This window comes from Kribbella jejuensis, assembly GCF_006715085.1.
Lineage (GTDB): Bacteria > Actinomycetota > Actinomycetes > Propionibacteriales > Kribbellaceae > Kribbella > Kribbella jejuensis.
In genome coordinates, this window is sequence record NZ_VFMM01000001.1 from 2,567,534 (window position 1) to 2,584,785 (window position 17,252).

The 17,252-nt window shown below is 69.3% G+C and carries 18 protein-coding genes and 1 riboswitch; of the genes, 8 read left to right on the plus strand and 10 right to left on the minus strand.

Annotated features, from left to right (window positions below; all coding sequences use genetic code 11):
* Positions 1–71 precede the first annotated feature (71 nt).
* Positions 72–3,428, plus strand: coding sequence for a bifunctional lysylphosphatidylglycerol synthetase/lysine--tRNA ligase LysX (lysX, locus tag FB475_RS12570; protein ID WP_141855586.1), 3,357 nt, complete (start codon positions 72–74; stop codon positions 3,426–3,428).
* Between the two features lie 140 nt (positions 3,429–3,568).
* Positions 3,569–4,396 carry a hypothetical protein gene (locus tag FB475_RS12575; protein ID WP_141855588.1) on the plus strand — a complete coding sequence of 276 codons (828 nt, stop codon included), beginning with the start codon at positions 3,569–3,571 and terminating at the stop codon, positions 4,394–4,396.
* On the opposite strand, the gene FB475_RS12580 is transcribed toward FB475_RS12575, so the two are convergent.
* The 5 genes from FB475_RS12580 to FB475_RS12600 form a co-directional block, all read right to left on the minus strand.
* Positions 4,393–4,827 carry a PIN domain-containing protein gene (locus FB475_RS12580; protein ID WP_141855590.1) on the minus strand — a complete coding sequence of 145 codons (435 nt, stop codon included), beginning with the start codon at positions 4,825–4,827 and terminating at the stop codon, positions 4,393–4,395. The genes FB475_RS12575 and FB475_RS12580 overlap by 4 nt on opposite strands.
* Positions 4,824–5,057 (minus strand): ribbon-helix-helix domain-containing protein, encoded by a 234-nt coding sequence (locus tag FB475_RS12585; protein ID WP_141855592.1) that lies wholly within the window; start codon positions 5,055–5,057, stop codon positions 4,824–4,826. The genes FB475_RS12580 and FB475_RS12585 overlap by 4 nt, the downstream gene beginning before the upstream one ends.
* Positions 5,058–5,086: 29 nt before the next feature.
* Positions 5,087–5,665, minus strand: a complete 579-nt coding sequence (locus FB475_RS12590) for a hypothetical protein (RefSeq protein ID WP_141855594.1) — start codon at positions 5,663–5,665, stop codon at positions 5,087–5,089.
* A gap of 140 nt (positions 5,666–5,805) precedes the next feature.
* Positions 5,806–6,636, minus strand: coding sequence for a helix-turn-helix transcriptional regulator (locus FB475_RS12595; protein WP_141855596.1), 831 nt, complete (start codon positions 6,634–6,636; stop codon positions 5,806–5,808).
* A 54-nt stretch (positions 6,637–6,690) separates the two neighbouring features.
* Positions 6,691–8,064: an L-serine ammonia-lyase gene (locus tag FB475_RS12600; RefSeq protein WP_141855598.1), complete on the minus strand. Its 1,374-nt coding sequence runs from the start codon at positions 8,062–8,064 to the stop codon at positions 6,691–6,693.
* 81 nt (positions 8,065–8,145) lie between these two features.
* Positions 8,146–8,250, minus strand: a riboswitch (glycine riboswitch).
* 187 nt (positions 8,251–8,437) lie between these two features.
* Here FB475_RS12600 and FB475_RS12605 point away from each other — a divergent pair.
* The gene (locus FB475_RS12605; protein ID WP_141855600.1) at positions 8,438–9,826 is read left to right on the plus strand and encodes an alpha/beta fold hydrolase; all 1,389 of its coding nucleotides are present in this window, start codon (positions 8,438–8,440) and stop codon (positions 9,824–9,826) included.
* 4 nt (positions 9,827–9,830) lie between these two features.
* Here the strand turns inward: FB475_RS12605 and FB475_RS12610 are convergent, their stop codons facing one another.
* The 3 genes from FB475_RS12610 to FB475_RS12620 all read right to left on the minus strand — a co-directional run bounded on the left by FB475_RS12610 (position 9,831) and on the right by FB475_RS12620 (position 12,442).
* The gene (locus FB475_RS12610; protein ID WP_141855602.1) at positions 9,831–10,058 is read right to left on the minus strand and encodes a hypothetical protein; all 228 of its coding nucleotides are present in this window, start codon (positions 10,056–10,058) and stop codon (positions 9,831–9,833) included.
* Positions 10,059–10,236: 178 nt separating this feature from the next.
* A complete protein-coding gene (locus tag FB475_RS12615) occupies positions 10,237–11,664 on the minus strand; it encodes an aminopeptidase P family protein (protein ID WP_141855604.1) in 1,428 nt (475 codons plus the stop codon).
* A gap of 43 nt (positions 11,665–11,707) precedes the next feature.
* Positions 11,708–12,442, minus strand: a complete 735-nt coding sequence (locus tag FB475_RS12620) for a GntR family transcriptional regulator (protein ID WP_141855606.1) — start codon at positions 12,440–12,442, stop codon at positions 11,708–11,710.
* Between the two features lie 79 nt (positions 12,443–12,521).
* On the opposite strand from FB475_RS12620, the gene FB475_RS12625 reads away from it, so the two are divergent.
* The 3 genes from FB475_RS12625 to FB475_RS12635 are packed head-to-tail and all read left to right on the plus strand — an operon-like array spanning position 12,522 to position 14,715.
* Complete coding sequence (locus FB475_RS12625) at positions 12,522–13,274, plus strand: LamB/YcsF family protein (protein WP_141855608.1); 753 nt, start codon at positions 12,522–12,524, stop codon at positions 13,272–13,274.
* Positions 13,274–13,879 (plus strand): 5-oxoprolinase subunit B family protein, encoded by a 606-nt coding sequence (locus tag FB475_RS12630; protein ID WP_141857950.1) that lies wholly within the window; start codon positions 13,274–13,276, stop codon positions 13,877–13,879. The genes FB475_RS12625 and FB475_RS12630 overlap by 1 nt, the downstream gene beginning before the upstream one ends.
* On the plus strand, positions 13,876–14,715 hold the full coding sequence (locus FB475_RS12635; protein ID WP_141855610.1) for a 5-oxoprolinase subunit C family protein: 840 nt from the start codon (positions 13,876–13,878) through the stop codon (positions 14,713–14,715). Before FB475_RS12630 ends, FB475_RS12635 begins: the two co-directional genes overlap by 4 nt.
* Here the strand turns inward: FB475_RS12635 and FB475_RS12640 are convergent.
* Complete coding sequence (locus FB475_RS12640; RefSeq protein WP_141855612.1) at positions 14,705–15,193, minus strand: VOC family protein; 489 nt, start codon at positions 15,191–15,193, stop codon at positions 14,705–14,707. The genes FB475_RS12635 and FB475_RS12640 overlap by 11 nt on opposite strands.
* A 30-nt stretch (positions 15,194–15,223) precedes the next feature.
* Complete coding sequence (locus FB475_RS12645; RefSeq protein WP_141855615.1) at positions 15,224–16,189, minus strand: GlxA family transcriptional regulator; 966 nt, start codon at positions 16,187–16,189, stop codon at positions 15,224–15,226.
* Positions 16,190–16,224: 35 nt separating this feature from the next.
* Here FB475_RS12645 and FB475_RS12650 point away from each other — a divergent pair, with 35 nt between their 5' ends.
* Together FB475_RS12650 and FB475_RS12655 are read left to right on the plus strand one after the other, a co-directional pair.
* Entirely contained in the window at positions 16,225–16,857 is a 633-nt protein-coding gene (locus FB475_RS12650) for an HD domain-containing protein (RefSeq protein ID WP_141855617.1), read from the plus strand.
* A 43-nt stretch (positions 16,858–16,900) separates the two neighbouring features.
* Entirely contained in the window at positions 16,901–17,248 is a 348-nt protein-coding gene (locus FB475_RS12655) for a UBP-type zinc finger domain-containing protein (RefSeq protein ID WP_141855619.1), read from the plus strand.
* Positions 17,249–17,252 lie beyond the last annotated feature (4 nt).

Here is a 17,252-nt window from a genome sequence, read left to right on the forward strand (position 1 = left end):
GGCGTCAGCTGTACTGTCTGGGTAGACCTAGGTCGACCGAAGTCTCAGCAAACTAATGGGATGATCGGCTGGTGCGGTCGGAGCAAACAGGAGTAGTACCGGTGTGGCAGCACCGGGCCGCGGTCTGGGTGGGCCGCGTTGTCGTGCTGGCCTCGGTCTGGTCGTTCATTGCGATCCCGTTGCATGTCGCGAACCCCAGACTGGTCAAGCACGTCGACATCGCCTTCGACTTCGTCGGCATCCCGGCCGGGCACACGATCTTCTCCGCGGTCTATCTCGCGGTCGTCGGCAGCGCCCTGCTGCGCGGCAAGCGGGCCGCGCTGCTCTGGGTGCTGTGGGTCTTCGAGGCGCTCTGGTTCCTCGCGCAGATCGCCGGGATCGCGTTCACCAGCGTCCGGCTGGCCAACCCGAAGGACACCGAACTGCTCCGCGACTTCGGTCCGGCCAGCGTCCAGGACCTGGAGTGGGGCATCGTGCAGGCGGTCGTGATCGCCGCCATCGTCGTGCTGCTGTGGAAGATCCGCGGCGCCTTCCCGGCGCGGCTGGCACCCGGTAGCCGCCGGCTGGCGATCGGCGCGCTGGTCTTCGGGATGCTGATCTCGATCGCGGTCAGCGTCACGCTCACCCAGTTGTTCCCGCGCACGCTGTCCGGTCAGCGGCAGAAGATCGGCTGGGCCGTGATCGCCGCGCTCGGGCAGTCCCGCAGCAAGATGGGCGGCCACGAGGGCCACGGCTGGATCGGCCTGACCGTCGGCGCGATCTCGGCGGCCTCGCTGGTGGTCGCGTTCTGGATCTTCCTCCGCTCCGTTCAGCGCGTCCGCTACCTCACCCAGTCCGAGGAGCTCGAAGTACGGCGGCTGCTCCTGCTGCACGGCGAACGCGACTCGCTCGGGTACTTCGCGACCCGCCGGGACAAGGCGGTGGTGTTCGCCCCGGGCAACGACGCCGCGATCGCGTACCGGGTGGTGAACGGCGTCAGCCTGGCCAGTGGCGATCCGCTCGGTGATCCGGTCGCCTGGCCGGCCGCGATCCAGCGCTGGATCGCCGAAGCCCGCCGGTACGGCTGGTCCCCCGCGGTGCTGTCGGCCAGCGAGGAGGCCGCGCGGGCGTACGTCGACGCCGGGCTGCGCGCGTTGTCGATGGGCGACGAGGCGATCATCGACGTCGCCGACTTCACTCTCGAAGGCCGCACGATGCGCCCGGTCCGGCAGGCCGTGACCCGGGTGCAGCGGGCCGGGTACCACGCCGAGGTGGTCCGGCACGGAGACCTGTCCCCCGAGGCGTTGGCGCACTACGTCCACCTCACCGAGAAGTGGCGCGGAGCGCGGACCGAGCGCGGGTTCTCGATGGCACTCGGGCGCCTCGGCGACCCGGCCGACGCACGCTGCGTGATGGTGATCGCCCGGGACTCCGACGGCGTCGTCCGCGGGCTGCTGTCGTTCGTGCCGTGGGGCGTCCGGGGTGTCTCGCTGGACGTGATGCGGCGCGACCCGGAGTCCGCGAACGGGCTGATGGAGTTCATGGTCACGTCGTTGGTCGAGGCGAGCCGCGACCTCGGGATCCACCGGATCTCGCTGAACTTCGCGATGTTCCGGGAGATCTTCAGCGACGCCGAACGCGTCGGCGCCGGCCCGGTGCTGCGGCTCACGAACGCGTTGCTGACCGCGGCATCCCGCTTCTGGCAGCTGGAGAGTCTCTACCAGTCGAACGAGAAGTACCTGCCCCGCTGGTCGCCGCGGCTGATGTGCTACTCGCGTGGCGCGTCGCTCGCCCAGGTCGTGCTCGCCGCGGGCACGGCGGAGGGCTTCCTGCCCGCACCGCGACCGTGGACACGTGTAGACAGCGTGGAGGTGGCCGAGCGGCACGCGATCAGGGCAGCCGACGGCCAGGCGTTCACAGCCGCCGTACGCGAGCAGGAGGACGAGCTGCTGCGGCCGGCGCTGCCGACCCGCAAGCTCACCGAGCAGGAGCGGATCCGCCGGATCAAGCTCGCCGAACTCGTTGCCGCAGGCATCGATCCGTACCCGGTCAGCGTGCCGCGCACCGAGACGCTCGAACGCGTTCGCGAGCTGTACCCGAACCTGCCGCCCGACCACCACACCGGTCACACCGTGTCGGTGACCGGCCGGGTGCTGCGGATGCGCGACCACGGCGGGCTGTCGTTCGGGCAGTTGCAGGACGGGCTGACCCAGCTGCAGGTGATGCTGACCGCGGACGCGTGCGGCGACGTACCGCTGGACCAGTGGCGGCGGCTCGTCGACATCGGCGACCACGTCAGCGTCACCGGCGAGATCGTCACCAGCCGCCGCGGCGAGCTGTCGATCGCGGTCAGCACGTGGACGATGGCGGCCAAGTGCCTGCACCCGTTGCCGGACAAGCGGAAGGGATTCACCGACCCCGAGGCGCGGGTCCGGCAGCGGCACATCGACCTCGTGATGAACCCGGATTCCTTGCGGATGATGCAGCACCGCAGTGCCGCCGTCCGCGCCCTGCGCAACGGTTTCGAGACGCGCGGCTTCATCGAGGTGGAGACGCCGATGCTGCAGGCGGTGCACGGCGGCGCGAACGCGCGGCCGTTCGTCACGCACATCAACGCCTACGACACCGACCTGTTCCTGCGGATCGCGCCCGAGCTGTTCCTGAAGCGGCTGAGCGTCGGCGGGATGGGCAAGATCTTCGAGCTGAACCGGAACTTCCGCAACGAGGGCGCCGACGCGACCCACAACCCGGAGTTCACCTCGGTCGAGGCCTACCAGCCGTACGCCGACTACGTGGTGATGCGCGAGCTGACCCGGGAGCTGCTGATCGAGGCGGCGATCGCGGTGTACGGCAAGCCCGTCGTACGGCGCGACGGCGAGGAGCTCGACATCTCCGGCGAGTGGCCCGTGATCACCGTGCACGACGCGGTCGGTCAGGCCGCCGGTACGCCGATCGACCCGGACACACCGGTCGAGCGGCTGCGCGAGCTGTGCGCGGAACACGGCGTACACACCACGTTCGACCTGTCCGCGGGCGAGCTGGTGCTCGAGCTGTACGACGAGCTCGTCGAGCCGAACACCACACTGCCGACGTTCTACACCGACTTCCCGTTGGAGACGTCGCCGCTGACCCGCAACCACCGCACCGAACCACGGCTCGCCGAGCGCTGGGACCTGGTCGCGTTCGGTGCCGAGATCGGTACGGCGTACTCCGAGCTGGTCGACCCGGTCGAGCAGCGCCGCCGGCTCACCGCACAGTCGCTGAAGGCCGCCGCGGGCGACCCCGAGGCGATGTCGCTGGACGAGGACTTCCTGTCCGCGCTCGAGTACGCGATGCCCCCGACCGGCGGCCTCGGGATCGGTGTGGACCGGGTGATGATGATGCTGACCGGCCAGAACATCCGCAGTACGTTGGCGTTCCCGTTCGTCCGTCCGGCGGCCCGCGACTGATGCCTTACCCTTACTGAGCACGGGCGAGGGGTGGGTACCTGGGGGTGGGGATGAGGCGCTGGCTTGCGCTCTGTGTCGGGGTGGGTTTGCTGTCGGGTTGTGGCGGGAGGCCGGAAGACTCGCCGACTCCGGTGGCATCGGTGGCGACCGGTGCGGTGTCGGCGCCGTCGTCGACGGTCACACCGGCCGGGCCGTTGGGTACGGCGGCGTACCAGGCCGAGCTGACCCGGATCGACCAGGTGCTGGCGATCACGTCGCAGCGGCTGACCCGGGTCCGGGCGGCCGAGGGGCTGAGTGCGGCGATGACGGCGCTCGCGCAGTCGCTGAACACGATCGGGATCCGGCTGGCGGCGTTGACCGTCACGTCCCGGTTGAGCGCCGTCCACGAACTGCTGCAGGAACGGATCGGCGTCGCCGCGAGCCGATTGACCAGCTCGGCCGGCCAGACCGAGGACGACGCGCGCTGCGGCGGGGCGCCGTACACCGCGCAGAAGGTGCAGCGTCAGTTGCGAGCCGATCTTGGTACGGCGCTCGACCAGCTGGCACGGCTGAATCTGAGGTTCGGCACGACCCTGCCCGATCCGGGCCCGGCCCCGAAGGACGAGCGGCCCGCGAACGGCGAGATCCTCCTACGGCGCGGCGCCGACGGGATGGGGCGGTTGAAGATCACCAACGGGATGGCCAAGGACGTGGCGATCTCGATCGTCGCCGACGGCCGGCCGCCGAGCAGCCCGCAGATCATGATCTACCTGCAGGCGACCAAGAGCACGACCGTGAACCAGATCGGCGGCGCCTACCGCCTGTACTTCAAGTCCGGCTCCGACTGGGACGCCACCCACCACAAGTTCCGCGCCGGCTGCACGTTCAAGAAGTTCGACCAGACCTTCACCAAGAACCAGGGCTGGCAGGTAAACCTCCAACCCCGCCCCGGCGGCAACGCCGACACCACCGAAGTCGAGGCGTACTAGAGATCGTCCGGATACAACCGGAACGCCTTGTGCGGAGTCAGCGGCCGCACTGCCCGGAAATCGCGCCGATCCAGCGTCAGAACAGCGTCAGTACGGAAATCGGCTGCCAGCGCGACCGAGACCGCATCGGCAAGATCGAGGTCGAGGTCTGCATAGCGGCTGATCACGGTGAGCGCGGTCACCAATGTCTCGGCACCGATATCCGGGACCTGGAAGCGCATTCGCTGCACCTGGACGGTCAGCAACTCGAGAATCGTCGAGCGCGCCGCGGCGCCGAGCCGGGCGCGGGCGAGATGGTCGACCTCGGCCAACACCAAGGGTGAAAGGACGACCGTCCCGGCCTCCTGCAGCAGCCGTCGGCAGGACGGGCCTTCCGGTGCGTTGCGATCGAAGGCCGCGATGATGCCGGAGGTGTCGGCGACGAGAATCACGCTGTACGCCGGGCGACCTCGTCGCGGATCTCGTCCTTCGTCACCACCTCACCGCTGCCGTCGAACGTCGGCCAATCGAGCGGCTCGTCCCACACCCGGTTCGCCATCGCGGCGAGGTGGATACCTTCACGGATGATCTCAGCTTCCGGAATCCCGCGCCGACGAGAAGCGTCCTTGATCAGCGCCAGATCTTCTGGATCGGCGTAGACGTTCGTGCGCTTCATTGACATGTACCAACCCTAACACACGTACATGCGGTTCAGAGGCCGAGTTTGTGGAGGAGGCGGGTGAGGGCGCCGGTCAGGCCGCCGCCGGTGCCTGGGTCGGGTGGGGTGGTGGGGGATGCGGTTGGGGTTGGGGGCGTGGTTGGTGTGATGGTCGTCGGATCGGCGGTCGGGGGGTCGGGCGTCGGTGGGACGGTCGGATCCGCGGTTGGGGGACGGCGGGTGGCGGGGGCCGTCGTGGGGATCGCGGTCTCGGCGATCTCCGGGGTCGGGGTGGAATCGGTGCCGGGGGCGTCCGGGGTGGTGGTGCTGCCGGTGGGGATCTCGGCCCCGCCAGGCTTGGTTGCTGTTGGCAACGGGGTGCTCACGGTCGACGGGGCGCCTGGGGTCGCGGTGGTGGTGTGTGGGATCGCGACGTTCTCGGACACCTGGCCGGGCTGGGGGGCGGCGACCGGGCTGGCCGGTTGTGGGCCGGCGCCGGGGAGTGGCAGGAAGGACGCGCCGATCCGCGGACCGCCGAGCAGCGCGATGACGACCAGTACGAGATATCCGCCGAGCACAACGCCCGCACCGGCGGCGACCTGACGGCGACGCCGGGAAACCCTGGCAGACATCGGATTCACAAGTCCCGCAGAGTATCGGTTCGGCAGGCGTTTCAAACAGTCCTTGGAAGAAATTCCACACCAGGACTTGAAAGTCTAGTAATGAAAGACCGTCTACGCAGCCGTAGCAATGCGCTGCGTTAGCTGATCGCTCAGGTCAACGCCTGAAGGCCCACCACCGACAGCAGTCTGAGCTTTTCGGCCGCCTCCGAATTCGGGGCCGCGGTGTAGACGACCATCCGCAGATCGCTGGCCGGTACGGCGAGTACGTCGCAGTCGATGTCGAAGGCCCCGACCACGGGATGCCGGATCGTCTTGCGTTCCGACCGGTGGAACCCGACCACCGGCTCGTCCCACAGTCGCGCGAACTCCGGGTACCCGGTGCGCAGATCGTCGATCATCGCGCGCAGTTCCGGGTCGTTCGGGTACCGGGCGAGCGAGGCGCGCAGGTCGGTGACCATCGCGATCCGGAAATCACGCTGCTGCTCCGGCGTCTGCACGATCCGGTCCCCCGCCCCGACGAACTGCCGGTAGACGATGTTGCGCTGCCGCCCCTGCCACGGCGACGGGTCGCCGGCCAGCGCGGCGAACAACGGGTTCCAGCTGATGATCGTCCAGGCCGCGTCGCACACGCACAGCGGTGCGCCGTCCAACTGGTCCACGATCCGCTGCACCCCGGGCGGGATGTACGACGAGATCCGCCCGGGCGACGGCTCCACCTCGCCGGCCAGCGCGAACAGATGGTTGCGCTCGGCATCGGACAGCCGGAGCGCCCGGGCCAGCGCGGTCAGCACCTGGCCCGACGGCGAGTCCGACCGCCCCTGTTCGAGCCGCACGATGTAGTCGACCGACAACCCGGCGAGCAGCGCCAGCTCCTCGCGCCGCAGCCCCGGCGCCCGCCGCTTGCCACCGGCCGGCAGCCCGACCTCCGACGGCGTCACCCGGTCCCGCCAGGCGTGCAGCGTCCTCCCGAGCTCACTCATGCCGACCAGTATCGCCCGCGCGGCCGCAGACAGCCTGGTACTGCCGTTACCACTTCAGCACTCGATGACGTTGACGGCGAGGCCGCCGCGGGAAGTCTCCTTGTACTTGACCTTCATGTCGGCACCGGTCTCGCGCATGGTCTTGATCACCTTGTCGAGCGTGACCACGTGCACACCGTCGCCGTGCATCGCCATCCGGGCCGCGTTGATCGCCTTCACCGACGCCATCGCGTTCCGCTCGATGCACGGGATCTGCACCAGGCCGCCGACCGGATCGCAGGTCAGGCCGAGGTTGTGCTCCATCGCGATCTCCGCCGCGTTCTCGACCTGTTGCGGCGTACCGCCGAGCACCTCGCACAGACCGGCGGCCGCCATCGAACAGGCGGAACCGACCTCGCCCTGGCAGCCGACCTCGGCGCCGGAGATCGACGCGTTCTCCTTGTACAGCACGCCGATCGCGCCGGCGGTGAGCAGGAACCGGACCGCGCCGTCCTCGGTCGCACCGGGCACGAACCGCCGGTAGTAGTGCAGCACCGCCGGAATGATGCCGGCGGCACCGTTCGTCGGCGCGGTGACGATCCGGCCGCCGGACGCGTTCTGCTCGTTGACCGCGAGCGCGAACAGGTTCACCCAGTCCATCACCTTGAGCGGGTCGACCGACCACGGATCCTGGCTGAGCTTCTTGTGCAGCGCGTGCGCGCGGCGCGGGACCTTCAGGCCGCCGGGCAGGATGCCTTCGGTCTCGCAGCCCTCGCGGACGCAGTCCTGCATCACCTGCCAGATGTGCAGCAGCCCGGCGCGGACCTCGTCCTCGGTCCGCCAGGCCAGCTCGTTGGCGAGCATCACCTCGCTGACCGACAGCTGCGACTCGCGGCACCGGTCGAGCAGCTCGGCGCCGGTGGTGAACGGGTACTTCAGCGGGGTGGTGTCCAGCACGATCCGGTCGCCCGCGGCCGCGTTCTCGTCGACCACGAAGCCGCCGCCGACCGAGTAGTACGTGCGTTCCCGCAGTACGGCGTTGTTCGTGTCCCGGGCGACGAAGATCATCCCGTTGGGGTGGTACGGAAGCGCCTTGCGCCGGTGCATGACCAGGTCGGCGTTCTCGTCGAACGCGATCTCGTGGGTGCCGGCCAGGAGCAGCCGGCCGCGTTCGCGGATCGTCTCGACGCGGGCGTCGACGGAGTGTGTGGCCACGGTCTCCGGGTCGGCACCCTCGAGGCCGAGGAGCACCGCCTTGTTGCTGCCGTGCCCGTGGCCGGTCGCCCCGAGCGAACCGAACAACTGCGCCTCGACGGTCGCCGTCGCGGCCAGCAGGCCGTCGTCGGCGAGGCCGAGCGCGAAGGTACGGGCGGCACGCATCGGGCCCACGGTGTGGGAGCTCGAAGGGCCGATCCCGATACTGAACAGGTCGAAGACACTGATCGCCATCGTGTGGAGGTTCCTTCCGGTCGCCGTTGACCGTTTGGTGTCCTCCCCGCTCTGTCAGACGGGGATGTCTTCCAGAGGTGCCTCGCCCGCGCGGTGAAGGTGCCTGAGAGATTCTTGGGGAGAGTTGCTCCTACGGCGCCCGGGTTCCGAAAGCTGGCCGGCCCGGGTCTCTCCCGCACGGGTTCATGCGGCTGTTGAGTTAGCTGACGCTGTGGACGGTACGGCGGTCTGCCGGGCGCCGTCAATCCGGCCGGTACGGGCCAACCGGATCTCGTCAACGATCAACCCTAACAAGGCCCCCAAGCCGCCTTCGGGGTCCGGCGGGGCTCCTCCCTGATGCCGCCAGCAAGCGATTGCCCGAAGGATCGACCGCATGAGATTCATCAGATTCGCGCTGGCCGGCGCCTTGGTGTTCAGCATCACCGCCGCCGGCCTGACCGCGTCGGCGGCCCCTCAGCGGTTGCGCTGGACAGACTGTGACGGGGATCCCGCTGTAGTAAAGGGCTCGCAGTGCGCGACGCTGCGACTGCCGGTCGACTGGCGTCACCCCGGCGGTCCGACCTTCGACCTCGCGATCGCCCGCCGTACCGCGAAGGGCGAGCGGATCGGGGTGCTTGTGTTCGGGCCGGGCGGGCCCGGGGACTCCGGGGTTGACCGGATCACGACCGGTATCAGCCGGTTCAGCGCGGAACTGCAGGACCGCTTCGACATCGTCAGCTTCGACCCGCGAGGAGTCGCCCGCAGCAATCCCGTGCAGTGCTCGGCCGCGCTGCTCGCCAAGCAGCCGTCGCCGATCATCACGAGCGAGGCCGGCTTCACCGCGACGATCAGCTACAACCGCCGACTCGCGACGGACTGCCGCGAGCACACCGGTCCGCTCTACGACCACATCGACACCTGGCAGACGGTGCGGGACGTCGACGCGGTACGCCGGGCACTTGGCGAGTCCACGATCTCGTTCCACGGCAGCTCGTACGGGACGCTGCTCGGAGCGCAGTACGCCGAGACGTACCCGAACCGGGTCCGCGCGATGGTGGTGGAGAGTGTGATCGACCATGGCTCACCGACCACGAAGTCGTTCCTCGACGTCCAGGCAACTGCCGCGCAGGACTCGTTCGACGAGTTCGTGAAGTGGTGCGATGCGGCGACCGGCTGTGCACTGCACGGGCAGGACGTTCATGCCGTCTGGGCCGGACTACTGGCTCGGTCGAGTGATCCGTTCAAGCTGAGCTTCCGGGTGTTCCGGATGCTCTACGAGCCGGAGTGGTCCGCGCTGGCCCAGACGCTGAAGGAGATGCAGAACCCGTCGGTCAGAGCCGTGCCGACCGGACTCGCGCAGAACCCGATGGCGGTCTTCTGCCAGGACTGGAACCTGCCGGTCAAGGACTACCGCGCGTACGCCGCGCACCTGCAGCGGCTGGCCCGGAACAACCACGACATGCGCTACCCGGGTCAGTTGATGGCAGTGTCGAACTGTCTCGGTGCGCCGAAGGCAAACAACCCGCAGCATGTGCTGGAGGCGCATGGGCTCAAGACTCCGATGTTGCTCGCCAACGCCGTCCACGACCCAGCCACGCCGTACAGGATGGCGCAGAGCGTGCAGCGTCAGCTCGGCCGGTCCGGCGTACTACTCACGTACGAAGGCTGGGGACACGGGAGCTACACGAAGAGCCCGTGCATGCAGAGCGCGATCGACAGTTACCTGATCGCGCGGGACGTACCCAAGCGCGGCACAGCCTGCCCCGCCGTACCGCCGGGCTGACCGATCAGACCGGGACGCCGGTGATCTCGAGGACCCGGTCCAGGTGATCACCGCGGACCAGCCGGCCCGACATCAGCCGGAGCTCGATGCAGGCGGTCTCCAGCGCCTGTGCCTGGCTCCGGCAGTGGTCGACGTACCAGAACGGATCGTCCGGTTGCGGATCGTCGGCGTCGTCGATGTCGGCGTACCAGTGCCGGTCGCCGTAGTTCATTACGCGCACCCGTAGGTTCATGATCGCTACTCCCCGTACCCAGGGATCCTGGGTCCCCCCTGGCCCCAGTTGAGGCCGGCTCGGCTTGGCGCGTGGTACGCGGCCCCCACAGCCACGCGCCGAGCCGAGATCAGCCCTCCCCCGCTAGCTACATCGTGCCCCGGCGGCGAACGTTACTGTTCGTGACCGGTAATTTTGATTACTTTCCGAGGTGGGAGCGCGTCCACTGCTCCAGGCCGTCGGTGGTGATCGGCAGCGCCTCGGTGAGGATCTCCAGCCGGTCGGAGTGCACGACGACGTTGTCCTCGATCCGGATACCGATCCCGCGCAGCTCCGGCGGTACGGTCTCGTCGTTCGGGTGGAAGTACAGGCCCGGCTCGACCGCGAGCGCCATCCCGGCCTCGATGGTGCCGGCGAAGTATGCCTCCGGCCGGGAGGCGTCGCAGTCGTGCACGTCGAGGCCGATGTAGTGACCGGTACCGCAGACGATGTACCGGCGGTGCTGCTGCCCGTCCGGGCCGAGCAGCTCGTCCATGGACACGTCCAGCAGACCCCAGTCACGCAGTCCCTCGGCCAGGACGCGGAGCGCTTCGTGCTGGAAGGCGCGGTACGGCGCCCCGACCTTGACGGCGTCGAGCGACGCGAGCTGCGCCTTGTGTACCAGGTCGTGCACCTGGCGCTGGGCCGCGGTGTACTCGCCGGTGGCGGGGAACGTCCGAGTCACGTCGGCGGTGTAGAGCGTGCGAGTCTCGACCCCGGCGTCGAGCAGGATCACGTCGCCTTCGTTCACAGGGCCGTCATTGCGGACCCAGTGCAGCACCGGTGCATGGTTGCCCGCAGCAACGATCGAGGCATAGCCGACGCCGTTGCCCGCGGTCCGCGCGCGGCGGTCGAAGGTGCCCTGCAGCCAGCGCTCGCCGCCACCGCGGAGCGCCTCCGGCAGCTCGCTCGCGACGTCGCCGAACGCCTGCACGCTGGCCGCGACGGCCTCGCGCAGCTGGTCGAGCTCCCAGTCGTCCTTGATCCGGCGCAGCTCGGCGAGGGTCTGGCGGAGCGCGTTGCCGTCGGTCGGGGAGGTCCGGACGAGCGCGTCGAGCATCGGTTCCACGCCGGGCACCGAGAGCATGAACGGTACGGCGCCGCGTACCGCCGCGGGCAGCTCCTCGATCGGGCGGCAGGCGATCTGCAGCGCGTCCGACCAGTCCTTCAGTCCGGGTACCGGGCCGATCCACAGCTCACCGTCGCGCGCGTTCGCGAAGAAGTCGGCCTCGTCCGGACCGGCCGTGTCGCGCAGGTACAGGGTCGCGTCACCGTCGCCGGAGATCACCAGTACGGCGCCTTCCGCCTGACAACCGGTCAGCCAGACGAAGTCGCTGTCGGCGCGGAACTGGTAGTCGGTGTCGTTCGACCGGACCGGCGCACGACCGGCGGCCAGCGCGATCCGGCGGCCCGGCAGCGCGGCGGCGAGCTTGCGCCGATGCTCGGCGGCCGCCTCGGCAAGCCCGTCCGGCACCGTCACCGACCGGTCGACCGGCCCCCACCCGCGGGAGATGAAGTCCCGGAACCCTGCGGCGTCGATCGGGCGGTAGGACTTCGGCGTCTCTTCGGTCCGGGCGTCGTCGGTCATGACGTGTGCTCCCCTTTGCTACTGACGGTGTCAGCTCATCAACTCAGGTTGTCGTTGCGGTTCGCAAGCCCTTATCCCGGAAGGCGGCCAGGATGCCTTGCTCGGAGTCGAGCAGGTACTGGTGCAGGTCCGCGGCGGCCTGCTCGTACTTGCGGGCCTCGAGCAGCTCGATCAGCCCACGGTTCCGCTCGATGTACGGCTCGTGCAGCTCGCGCGGGGCCGCGATCACGTGGAACAGCAGCCGCAGTTCCGCGAGCAGCCGACCGGTCATCGCGTCCATCCGCGAGCTGTCGGCCAGCCCGATCAGGTGCTGGTGGAAGCGCATGTTCGCCGTACCGACAGCGGGCCAGCGGTCCGCCCGAGCAGCCGCCTCGGCGGCTTCGACGTCGTCGTGCAGCGGCTCGAGCCGGCTCGCGGGCAGCTCCGGGTCGCGGTCGGCCAGGCCGCGTACGACGTCCACCTCGAGCACGCGGCGCAGCCGGTACAGGTCGATCACGTCCTGCTCGTCGAGCTCCGGCACGAACACGCCCCGGTGCAGCTTGTAGACGAGCAGGCCCTCGTGGGTGAGCAGCCGGAACGCCTCGCGGAGCGTGTTCCGGCTGACCTCGAGGACCTCGGTCAGCTCGACCTCGGACAGCTGCGCGCCGGGCGGCAGCGCGCCTTCGGTGATACTGCGCCGCAGGATGTCCGCCGCGCGCTCGGCCGAGCTGCTCCGGTCCAGCCGCGCGACGTCGGCCGCGACGGTCCGCAGCCAGGCCTGGCGGCCGGTCTCAGTCATCTCTGCATCATCCCAGCTGGGCCGGAAAAGTGGAACAAGCCTCTTGCAGGATTGTTCAACAATCCCTACGCTCGGCGGCATGGACCTCAACGCGGACCTGGGCGAGGGCTTCGGTTCCTGGTCGATGGGTGACGACTCGGCGCTACTCGAGGTCGTGACCAGTGCGAACGTCGCCTGCGGCTTCCACGCCGGCGACCCCTCCATCATGCGCCGGGTGACCGCCGAGGCAGTCGAACGCGGCGTCGCGATCGGCGCCCACGTCGGGTACGCCGACAAGGCCGGGTTCGGCCGGCGTTTCGTGGACGTCGAGCCGACCGTCCTGCGCGACGAGGTCGTCTACCAGCTCGGCGCGCTGGACGCGTTCGCGCGGATCGCGGGCGACCGGGTCCGGTACGTGAAGCCGCATGGGGCGCTGTACAACACGATCGGCCACCATGTCGAGCAGGCGACCGCCGTGGTCAGTGCGGTTGCGGAGTACGACAAGACGCTGCCGGTGCTCGGCCTGCCTGGGTCCGCGTGGCTGCGACTCGCGGCGGAGGCCGGGCTGCCCGTCGTGCATGAGGCTTTTGCGGACCGCGCGTACACAGCTGAGGGCACGTTGGTGTCCCGGCGTCTGCCCGGGTCGGTCCTGCACGACGCGGACGAGATCGCTGCACGGTGTGTCGCGGTGGCCGGCGGGTATGAGATCCGTGATGTCGACGGTGATTCGCTCGTGGTGGAGGCGGCTTCGATCTGCGTGCACGGCGACACGCCTGGTGCGGTGGAGATCGCCCGGCGGGTGCGTGGTGCGCTGGAGGGAGCGGGCGTCGAGCTGCGTCCGTTCACCGGGTGATGCGGATTCTTCCGTCGGGTGATCGGGCTCTGCTGGTCGAGCTCGACGATCTCGACCAAGTCCTCGGGTACTACGCGACGCTGGCTGCTGATCCGCCCGCGGACGTTGTGGACGTCGTTCCGGCTGCTCGCACGATCCTCGTCACCACGACCGGCGACCTCGCCACGTTGTCGCGCACCCTGCGGGAGCTGACGCCTGCTCTGGACCGTCGACGGGCCGGCGATCTCATCGAGATTCCGGTCGTCTACGACGGCGAGGACCTGCGCGACGTCGCGGATCTCCTCGACTGCAGTCCGGAGGAAGTGATCGCCCGGCACATCGCCGACGAGTGGACAGTCGCGTTCTCCGGATTCGCGCCGGGGTTCGGTTATCTGACCTCGGCCGGCGAGTGGGACGTTCCACGCAGGACATCGCCGCGGACGAAGGTACCGGCCGGTGCGGTTGGGGTGGCGGGAGAGTTCAGTGGTGTGTATCCGCGGGAGTCGCCGGGTGGCTGGCAGTTGATCGGCCGTACGTCGGTGCAGATCTTCGACGCTGACCGCGAGCCTGCCGCGCTGTTCCACCCCGGGCGCCGGGTCCGGTTCGTCGACGCGGGTCGTGGATGAGCAGCCTGACCGTCCTCGAAACGGGGCCGTTGGCAACAATCCAGGACCGCGGACGGGCCGGCCAGGCGGCGCTCGGCGTACCGCCCTCCGGCGCCTGCGATCGATCCTCGTACGCATTGGCGAACCGGCTCGTCGGCAACGACGTCGGCGCGGCCGCTCTGGAAGTCACGTACGGCGGCTTGACCATCCTCGCGGACAACGACCTCGTCATCGCGATCACCGGCGCCCCCTGTGCCGGCGTCCCCCTGAACGCCCCGACCCTCCTGAGGTCCGGCTCGGTCCTGCACTTCGGTGCACCGGTGAGCGGCCTCCGCACCTACGTAGCCGTTCGCGGCGGCATCGACGTACCGCCCGTCCTGGCCTCCCGCTCCACCGACCTACTGTCCGGCCTTGGCCCAGAACCGCTCCGTGCTGGGCAAACGTTGCAGGTCGGCTCACCTGTGCATCCGATGCCTGGAGTGGATCAAGCACCGGTCGCCGCGCCCGCCTCCGGCCAGGTGATGCTGCGAGTAACTCCGGGCCCCCGGAAAGACTGGTTCACCGACGCAGCCTGGGTCTCTCTCACCTCACAGGTTTACGAGGTGAGTACGAACAGCAACCGCGTCGGCGTCCGTCTCGACGGAGAGCCGCTGGAACGCGCCCGCCCCGGCGAGCTGGCCAGCGAAGGCATGACCCACGGCGCCATCCAGATCCCCCCGTCCGGCACCCCCGTCATCTTCCTCGCCGACCACCCCGTGACGGGCGGCTACCCGGTGATCGCGTACGTCGCGTCGGCCGACCTGGACGCCTGCGCCCAGGTCCGGCCGGGCCAGCCGGTCCGCCTGATCAGCTCGTAGTACGGCCACGCATCTCGTCCGCGAACGACTCCTGCGCACGGCGCATGACCGCCAACTCGGCGGGGTCCGCGAACCGCTCGTGGATCGTTTCGAGGTCGACGTCCTCGACGTGGGTCTGCAGCCACCAGATGTTGCCGAGCGGATCCTTCACCCGGCCGCCGCGGTCGCCGGTGATGCCGGAGTACAGCAGCTCGGTGACAACCGTCGCGCCCGCGTCAAGGGCCCGTTGGTACGTCCGCTCCACGTCGTCGACGTACACGCTCAGGAAGGCAGGCGTGTCCGGCCACTCGGGCGCCGCGTCGAACGTCATCAGTACCGACTCACCGACGGTGATCTCCGCATGCCCCACGGTGCCGTCCTCGTTCGGGAACCGGCCGGACGTGCGCACCTCGAACGTGTGCTCCACGAACTTCAGAAACTTGTCCGCGCCCTTGGCGGCGACGTACGGAGTAACGGTCGACTTGCCTTGAATCGTCATACCTTCAGCCTGTCGGAGGTAGCGGACAGGTCATGTCCTACTGGCCTGAAATCGGCGCAAGTACTCCGTCGGCGTCGTACCGAGGTGACGGGCGAAAGCACGGCGGAGGGTCTCGTCGCTGCCGAGCCCACTGAGTCTGGCGGCCGTGGCGATGCTGTGGCCGTCGAGGAGAAGTTGCTGCGCCCGATCCAGTCGCACGCGCTCGACCCAGCGGCCTGGGGTGGTGTTGAACTCGCTCTGGAACAACCGGGCCAGGTGCCGCGGGCTGACCCCCGCCGAGGCGGCCAGGTTCGGCAGGCTGTGGTCGGCGGCCGGGTCCGCGAGCACGGTGTCGGTGATCTCCCGCAGCTGATCGGTCCGCGCCGGCGGGGTCGCCAACGCGGTCGAGAACTGCGACTGCCCGCCAGGACGCTGCATGTACACCACCAACTCCCGCGCAACCGCCCGCGCGAGGTCGGCGCCGTGATCCGCCTCCACCAGCGCGAGCGTGAGGTCGATGCCGGCGCTGATCCCGGCGGACGTCACGTACCGCCCGTCGGTGAGGTGCAGCGCGTCGGGCTCGACGTGCACCTTCGGGTACTTCCGCGCCAGCGCGGCCGCATGCCGCCAGTGCGTCGTCGCCCGCCGCCCGTCGAGCATTCCGAGCTCGGCCAGCACGAACGCCCCGCTGCACACCGACGCCACGCACTCGGCGTTCGCAGCCAGCGCCGCCGTCAGTTTCAGTACCTCGTCCGGTACGCCGTCCACCAGGTGGTCCGCGCCCGGCACCACGACCGTGTCGACGGGATCTGCACTGGTCACCGTTCCGGCCAGCACGACTCCCGCGGCGGTTCGCACCTCTCCGCCGTGCGCGGACACGAGCACGGTCTCGTATCGCCGGCTCTGATGCAGGACCTCGAGCGGTCCGGTGACGTCCAGCAGCGTCACGCCGTCGTACACGACGAACGCGATCCGACGTCGTGTCCGAATCTGTGGTTCTTCTGGCGATTTGGACATGGTGTCAGCATACTGCCTACCAGGAAGCTGGTGGCATGACCGAAACCATCGCCGGCGTCCGGATCCCCGACAGCACGCTCGCCCGGGAGGCGACCGAGCTTCTCCGCGACGCCGCATCCCCACTGCTGTACGACCACTCGCGGCGCGTGTTCCTGTTCGGCTCGCTCCGCGGCGAGGGGCTCGCGTACGACGCGGAACTGCTGTACGTCGGCGCCCTGTTCCACGACCTCGGCCTGACCGAGCGGTACCGGCGTACCGATCAGCGCTTCGAGATCGACGGCGCCGACGAGGCCCGCCGCTTCCTCGGTACGCACGGCATCACCGGCGAACCGGCCGACCGCGTCTGGACCGCGATCGCGCTGCACACCACGCCGGAGATCCCTTTGCACATGGCCCCCGAGGTGGCCCTGGTCACCCGCGGCGTCGAGCTCGACGTGCTCGGCATCGGGTACGACGCGATCACTCCGGCGCAACGTGCGGCGGTCACCGCTGCTCACCCACGACCGGACTTCAAGCCGCGCATCCTCGAGGCCTTCACCGCGGGGTTGGTCGACCGCCCGGCGACGACGTTCGGCAACGTGAAGGCCGACGTCCTCGAGCACTTCGTGCCCGGCTTCCACCACACCGACTTCGTCGACGTCATCAAGAACTCTCCGTGGCCTGAGTAGACGCTGCTTGTCCGGGGCGGGCGGACGGGTGAGGATGTGCGGTATGACTTCTGGAACGCCAGGTATCGACAGCACAGTTCCCCCGAGCGGCACCGGATGCGTCGAGTGCCTGGCCGCCGACGGCTGGTGGTTCCACCTGCGGCGTTGTGCGGAGTGCGGCCACATCGGCTGCTGTGACTCCTCCCCCGCGCAGCACGCCTCCGCGCACGCCGCGAACACCGGCCACCAGATCGTCCGCAGCTTCGAGCCGGGCGAGGACTGGTTCTGGCACTACGGCGAGTCCCAGTACTACGACGGCCCCGACCTGGCGCCGCCGATCTCCCGCCCCGAAACCCAGCCCGTCCCCGGCGGCAACGTTCCCCCCGACTGGCAGGACAAGCTGCACCGCTGACGCG